A 7,121-nucleotide genomic window follows, 5' to 3' on the forward strand; every position below is an offset into this window, starting at 1 on the left:
TGGGCGTCAGTAAAGCGATCACTCTTCATCAGAATCTCCTCAATTCTTACGCTGAGAAAATTCTCATTCAAAAGTCACTCTTTTTATGGGGGGATTACCGTTCGACGGCGTGCGGAAGTCATGCGCTTCGTTCGGAACGGCCGCCGCTGGATGACTGAATGTCATCTTGGGCCCACCCGAGCTCCAGCGCATCCGGAAAACTACGTACGTAAAACCTCGTAAGGGAAACGACCCGTCCTGATTTCAGGTCGACTGTGTTATCGCGGCCGCTCCGTGGCTGTCACCGTCATCCGCACGAGTTCAGACAGGCTGCGAGCGTCCATCTTTATCATGAGATTGGCCCGATAAATCTCTATCGTGCGCGGGCTTATCCCAAGCTCCCGGGCGATGACCTTGTTCGATTGACCGTCGACGAGGCCACGGAGAACCTGTTGCTCCCGCGTCGTCAGAGCGGCGATCCGCTGGCGAATGACATGTGCATGCGCGCGTTCGGCGCCGTTCTCGTCACCGCACCGCAGAGCGGAGGCCACCGCGTCGAGAATGGTATGATCGTCGAACGGCTTTTCGATGAAGTCGCGGGCGCCGGCTTTCATGGCCTGCACCGCTAGGGGGACGTCAGCATGCCCCGTGATCACAATGACCGGGAGAACCGTCGCGCGCTTCTGGAGACGGTCGACAAGAGCGATGCCGTCCATGCCCGGCATCCGGATATCCGTTATGATGCATCCGCACTCGACCCCGTCGAGGATAGCGAGGAACTCATCCGCCGATGCGTGGGTCCTCGCGGTATGTCCCGATGTCAGCAACAGGAAGGCAAGGGATTCGCGTACGGCTTCGTCGTCGTCGATCACATGGACGATACCATCCGGGTTCATTCGCCAAACTCCTCTGTCCTGGCGCAGGGAAGAGTGAAAAGAAAGCACATCCCTCCCCCGCGTTCCCGCTGCGCTCCGATGCGTCCTCCATGAGCCTCCACGATGGTGCGGCAGATCGACAGCCCGACTCCCATGCCATGATCCTTCGTCGTTGAGAAAGGTTCAAACAGCCTGCCCGCAATCTCGGGGCTCACACCGGGGCCAGTATCCGTCACGCGGATCCGTGCCATGCCTTCGAAAGCGTCGACCGCGACGACCAGACGCCGTTCGTCACAGTCCTCCATGGCCTCCACGGCGTTGCGGATCAGGTTGAGGAGGACTTGCTGGATCTGAATCTTGTCCGCGATAACCTGATCGGCCCCAGAGTCCAGCTGAAAGGATACGTCGATCCCGCGCTCCGCAATTCCGACCAAGGCCAGCGTTGCCATCTCTTCGATAAGCGCCCGCAGGCTTTCCAGTCCCGGCTCACCTTCTCCCCGAGACACGAAGTCCCGCAACGACCGTATGATCCGACCGGCCCGCAGCGCTTGCGCGGCCGCCTTGTCCATGGCCTCTTGCACGCGCGTGCTCTGCCCGTTCTCGGCTTCCAGGAGACGGCGTCCGCCGTTGAGAAAGTTCGTGATGGCCGTCAGAGGCTGATTAAGTTCGTGAGCCAGTGTGGCTGCCATCTCGCCCATGGCTGACAGGCGTGAGATATGTGTGACTTCGGCCTGCAACTGTCGCACGCGTCGGTCCGCTTCCTCGCGTTCCGTGAGGTCGCGAAGGAACGCGATTGTAAAGGAGCCCTCTCCTGATGTCAGGCGTCCGGTAGACAGATCAACGGGGACAGTCGTCCCGTCTTTCCGACGGGCGACTGCCGCTATTCCGTGCCGATCGGAGACTGGAGCCGTTCCGAGTTCGGGGACGATGTCTGCGATATTCGTCCCGATCGCCTCTGCCGCATTAGACCTCAGAAGTGTCTCCGCCGCGTTGCTGAATGATTGCACGATGCCGCGCTCGTCGAGAATGATGATAGCGTCGGGAACTGCGTCGAGGATGGCGCTGAGATGCGCCTCCCGCTCAAGGATACGCTGCGCCATCGCGGCCGTGCGCCGACGGGCACGTAGCAGCCATTCGCCACCACACGTGATCACGACGCAGAGTGTCGCGAACAGGATCGTCTCGACCCAGTTTTCGATCGGCGGCGCGCCGTCATGCGCGAGAAGGAGGCAGCCGATCACTGATGCAAGTGTGGCTGCGGCTAGACCGGAAAAGAGACCGCCGATCACCGCGCCGACGAGCACTCCCGGAAGCAGTAAGAGAAACAACGTCCTGCCGCCGAGAAACGGATTGATCAGGAAACGTATGAGCGTCCCCAGTATCACGAGCCCGAGCGCGTACGAGGAGGCGGCCGCGAAACTGCGATGGCGTGCCAGCGCACCGGTCTCTTGAGGCGGCAGATCCCAAAAGTCCCTCAATGACGTTCTCCTCACCGAATGGTCGGCGAACGACCTCGCCAAGGCGAGTCAGTATTACTACGTAATAGCCTCATTCATCAAAACATTGCACCTGTAGGGTGAGACTGCGCCATGAACCGTCATGGTTCTAAAAGGCAGAGAATTTCGGCCTTGTATAAATAGTTAAATGTTTCCTTCGGATATTTTCTATACCGTCACTAACGGCGTCAATGCACTATTTATATCATTATCAACCAAGTATCGGGATAGATACATAAATAACTCAATGGGTGAGGAGAGAATAGGTGGCATTATTTCATGCGGAGTTAAAAATAAATAGGCGACATCTGTTGCTCGGCATGAGCGCGCTCGCCACCGTAGCCAGCTTTGCACAGTCGAAGGGTTTTGCGGAACCATTACATCAGTCCGATAGCGTATCACGCTTTATGTCTGTATCGAAAATTCTCGTCCCTCATCAACTGAACCCTGTTGTCGGCCATAGAATTTACGTCGCGCTTAATGATGTCGAAGAAAATTTTGATAATACGATACACGCAATTCACAATTTCATAGTAAAAACTGCTTCAGTGGATGTTGAACATCTTATGCCAGCATTGACAGATGAGAAACTGCAAAACTCGGCACTGAAGATAATATCGGCGTGGTATTCGGGTGTTGTGCACGGAAAATCTGGCGATCATGTAATCGCTTTTGAAGATGCGCTCATGTACAAAGTAAGCAGCGATGTCATGACGATACCATCTTACGCAAAATCGGCGCCCAATGCCTGGAATGCGACAGCAGTTCCGCTCCTTAACATGCCGTCATTCTGAATTTCTCCGGAGAATTTCTTATGCCATCCGATCTCAATAGCGATGTCGTCATTGTAGGTACTGGCGTAGTCGGCTGTCTGATAGCAGAACAGGCTTTGGATGCCGGGTTTTCGGTGCTCATGCTTGAAGCTGGGCCCCGTGTCAGTCGCGACACAATTGTCGAAAACTACCGTAATCTGGCGCCCACATTGCGCAACCACTGGAATGCGCCGTACCCGCCCAAGCCGTGGGCGCCTCACCTTGAGACACGCACTCCAGACGAGGCCTCTTCTTATCTTGATCTGACCGGACCGAATGCAAAGGCCTACGAGCAGGGGTATGTCCGCTACGCGGGGGGTGCCACCTGGCATTGGGCAGGTATCTGCTGGCGTATGACGCCTGACGATTTACGTCTCAAAAGCCTCTATGGAGTAGGACGCGACTGGGCTTTTTCTTACGATGTGCTGGAGCCTTATTATGCGCGCGCCGAACATGCGATGGGTGTCTGTGGCCCCGGTGATCCGGCTTTACAGTGGCCTCCAAATACAGCGCGTTCGCGGCCCTACCCGATGGGACCCATTCCCTTCGGGCCTGGCGAACAGCGGTTGACCGATGTCGCTGCGACCCTTGGCATGCAGAACCTGCCGGCGCCCCAGGCACGTAATAGTGGCGTTTCGTTTGACGGCCGCCCTCCCTGTTGTGGAAACAACAACTGTTTTCCGGTCTGTCCGATCGCTGCCAAATATGATGCTGCAACAGCTCTACCGCGCATCGAAGCAAAGGGCGGTCAGATCATCACGAACGCTGTCGCGTACCGTGTTGAAACGAATAGTCAGAAGAAGGTCGCGGCAATCCATTATTTTGATTCCGACAAGAATTCACACTCAGTTGCCGGAAAGATCTTCGTTCTCGCTTGCAACGGAATAGAAACGCCCAAGCTGCTCCTTCTGTCGGCTGACGAGAAAAATCCCTCTGGTGTCGCCAATAGTTCGGATCAAGTCGGTCGTAATATGATGGATCAGCCAAAACTGGTTGCGGATGTCGAAATGACTGAACCGCTCTGGACCGGCGTAGGACCTGTCCAGAGCAGCAGTATCATGAACACGAGCCAGGGCGAGTTTCGACGCGACTATGCCGGTGCAATGTTCCGTATGGAAAACATGGCACGGAGTACACTCGGTGGTCTGGCTGCTCTGGAAAAAGGTTTATACGGAAAGGCTCTTGATCAAGAAATTCGCCGGCTGTCGGCCTGCACGGCGCGCCTGACAGTTGAGCACGAACCTCTGCCGCTACCATTTAACCGGCTGACTCTCTCTGACAAACAGGATTGGCTGGGTCTAAGCCGTCCGCGCATCCACTATGATGTCGGCGACTATGTGCGTCGAAGCGCCGAGCAATACACAATACCGCTTCTAAAAAAGCTGGCGGCAGCCCTGGGAGCGACAGATATCAGGATCTCGCCTGAGTTTTTACACAGTGATCATATCATGGGTGGCGTCATCATGGGCAATGATCCGAAGGATTCCGTCGTGGACGTAGATTGTCGTGCCCATGACCATGAGAATCTCTTTCTTCCCGGTGGGGGCGCAATGACCACGGGCGGCAGCGGAAATAGTACAATAACCATGGCGGCATTGGCCATCAAGGCCGCAGATGCGATCATCGGGCAACTGCATCATGGCTAAAATGATGCATAGCAGATTGCCAGACAGGATAACCCTTCTCGGAGCTTTTTGCACCTCGATATTTCTTTACGGCACGGCTTCGGCACAAAGCGACGGATCAACTGATCGAGGCGCCTACATAGCTGTGACCTCCGATTGTGTGGCCTGTCACACAGCGCCTGGCGGCAAGCCGTTTTCTGGCGGCCTGGCAATGAAAACACCGCTTGGCACGATGTATTCGACAAACATTACGCCATCCAGAACATTCGGTATCGGTGATTACAGCGAAGCAGATTTCTCGCGTGCTGTGAGAAAAGGTATTCGCAAGGACGGGCGCAATCTTTATCCTGCCATGCCCTACACGGCATATTCGTACATGACAGATCAGGACGTACACGACCTGTATGTTTATTTCATGAAATCCGTTCAGTCAGTAGAAAGCGCTCCGTCGAAAACGTCTCTTCCCTTTCCGATGAACATTCGGGGTTCGATGATGTTCTGGAATGTGCTTTTTCGTAACGACAGGACTTTCCAACCCGATCCATCCCGCTCGTCAGAATGGAACCGCGGCGCGTATCTTGCGCAAGGACCGGCGCATTGTGGAACATGTCATACTCCTCGAGGATTTCTCATGCAGGAGAAATCCTCCAAGGATTTGGGTGGCGCGAGCCTGGGTGCATGGTATGCACCTAATATAACTTCAGATAAAATAAGCGGGATAGGCAACTGGTCGCGTGAAAATATAAAGACCTATCTAAAAACGGGCCATATTGACGGGCTCGCGCAAGCCGCCGATGGAATGGGAGAAGCGGTCGAACACAGTTTCCAGCATTTGACAGATGCCGACCTGAACGCGCTGGCAACATATCTTGCGACCACGAAGCCTGTTCGTGACCCCGCAGACGGAGAAGTTTCACGCTTCGTGCTGGGAAAGCCTACTTCCAGCGCTGATGAGGTCAGAGGAGGTCGACCTATCCGCTCAGATGATAATCCAAATATATCTGGTGCGGAACTGTTTATGGGCAACTGCGCATCCTGCCACAATTACCGGGCACAGGGCAGTCGGGACGGTTATTACCCTTCATTGTGGCATAACTCCGTCACAGGGGCCTCCAGTCCAGACAACCTGATCGCAACCATTCTGTTCGGTGTTGACCGGCATGTGTCTGACGCCGAGGCTTTCATGCCTGGTTTTGGCGGCAAGAAAACAGATGCCACTCAACTGAATGATTCGGAAATAGCAAAGCTTTCGAAATATATCTTTGATACCTACGGTAGGAAAAATGTCTCCGTGTCGGCATCGCAGGTCGCTCTCATCCGTCATGGTGGTGCTCGGTCACCACTGCTCGTTTTAATCCGTGTCGGTATGGCAGCGGGCGCCATTCTCTTAGCACTCGGGTGCTTCTGGCGTGTACGGAAAATTGTTAAATAAATAATCGAAAGAGGGCTAGTTCTCATGGTCTCAAAAACTCGCACTTCGAGACACTTCATATCCTTGATCGTGGTATGCGCGATCACCGTGGTGTCCGCAGCGACTTCTGCATACGCGCAGGATACAAAAAAAACCGCCGATCTCAAGAAGGACATCGTCGGTGTCTGGGGGCTTGTTTCTTACAAAGTGGAAGACAAAGAGACGGGGCGAACGATTGATGCAATGGGTTCTTCCCCTCGGGGGCGTGTCATTTTTACACCTCACGGGTGGGTCGCATTTAACCTTGAGGGCAGCGATCGACAGCCGCCAAAGACAGATGTGGAGCGCGCCCATCTTATGAAGACTCTCGTTGCCTACATTGGGCGCTACAGGATCGAAGGAAACCAGTGGGTCACGAATGTGCAGACTGCCTGGACGCCCGAATGGGTCGGGACGGAGCAAAGGCGTACCATTGAAATTAATGGTGATTTTGCAAATGTTATTACACCTTGGCGAATAATGCCAAACTGGGACTCGGGGAAGCTCTCCCGCAGTATCATCCGATTTAAACGGATCGAGTGATCTAGCAACTATGTTTAAGCGGATGAGGCAACGCGCCAGGGCGAGCCTGTTTTCAGGATAGCATTTGCGATTGTGACTAGACGTCGTGCAATCGCGATGAGTGGGGTTTGCCACGCTGCTTTATGCGGCTGGCAACAGCTTTGAGAACGGGATTATTGCAGGCAGCTGTCATTCGGTCTGGAACAGGAGGGAGTGGAGAAATCTTCTTCCCCCTGAAATGACACGTTTTCAACGCTGCTTAGCAGCCTGTCGGGTTGGGCATTTTGCGGCTGATAACGCCGAGGCTGACCCGGCTTATGCTGCCTGAAGCCGTGCCATTCTTTTGCAGTTGTATGCGAGAG

Annotated in this window: 6 protein-coding genes; 4 read left to right on the forward strand and 2 right to left on the reverse strand. The window is 54.7% G+C overall.

The window, feature by feature from the left end:
• Positions 1–257 precede the first annotated feature (257 nt).
• Positions 258–875 carry a response regulator FixJ gene (gene fixJ, locus CFR79_RS14885; protein WP_039736272.1) on the reverse strand — a complete coding sequence of 206 codons (618 nt, stop codon included), beginning with the start codon at positions 873–875 and terminating at the stop codon, positions 258–260.
• Entirely contained in the window at positions 872–2,332 is a 1,461-nt protein-coding gene (locus tag CFR79_RS14890; protein WP_242407831.1) for a sensor histidine kinase, read from the reverse strand. The genes fixJ and CFR79_RS14890 overlap by 4 nt, the downstream gene beginning before the upstream one ends.
• Positions 2,333–2,616: 284 nt before the next feature.
• Between CFR79_RS14890 and CFR79_RS14895 the strand changes: the two genes are divergently transcribed.
• The 4 genes from CFR79_RS14895 to CFR79_RS14910 all read left to right on the forward strand — a co-directional run bounded on the left by CFR79_RS14895 (position 2,617) and on the right by CFR79_RS14910 (position 6,780).
• Entirely contained in the window at positions 2,617–3,144 is a 528-nt protein-coding gene (locus tag CFR79_RS14895; protein ID WP_141654874.1) for a sorbitol dehydrogenase family protein, read from the forward strand.
• Positions 3,145–3,164: 20 nt separating this feature from the next.
• A complete protein-coding gene (locus tag CFR79_RS14900) occupies positions 3,165–4,808 on the forward strand; it encodes a GMC family oxidoreductase (RefSeq protein ID WP_039736274.1) in 1,644 nt (547 codons plus the stop codon).
• Complete coding sequence (locus CFR79_RS14905) at positions 4,801–6,219, forward strand: cytochrome c (protein ID WP_039736275.1); 1,419 nt, start codon at positions 4,801–4,803, stop codon at positions 6,217–6,219. The genes CFR79_RS14900 and CFR79_RS14905 overlap by 8 nt, the downstream gene beginning before the upstream one ends.
• 69 nt (positions 6,220–6,288) lie before the next feature.
• Complete coding sequence (locus tag CFR79_RS14910; RefSeq protein ID WP_242407832.1) at positions 6,289–6,780, forward strand: lipocalin-like domain-containing protein; 492 nt, start codon at positions 6,289–6,291, stop codon at positions 6,778–6,780.
• Positions 6,781–7,121 lie beyond the last annotated feature (341 nt).

Origin of the sequence: Komagataeibacter saccharivorans, from assembly GCF_003207825.1 — a bacterium.
GTDB classification, from domain to species: domain Bacteria; phylum Pseudomonadota; class Alphaproteobacteria; order Acetobacterales; family Acetobacteraceae; genus Komagataeibacter; species Komagataeibacter saccharivorans.

Excerpts from the sequence above, each read along its gene's own strand:
- CFR79_RS14900 (WP_039736274.1), top strand. The coding sequence starts at position 3,165 with ATGCCATCCGATCTCAATAGCGATGTCGTCATTGTAGGTACTGGCGTA.
- fixJ (WP_039736272.1), bottom strand. The coding sequence starts at position 875 with ATGAACCCGGATGGTATCGTCCATGTGATCGACGACGACGAAGCCGTA.
- CFR79_RS14905 (WP_039736275.1), top strand. The coding sequence starts at position 4,801 with ATGGCTAAAATGATGCATAGCAGATTGCCAGACAGGATAACCCTTCTC.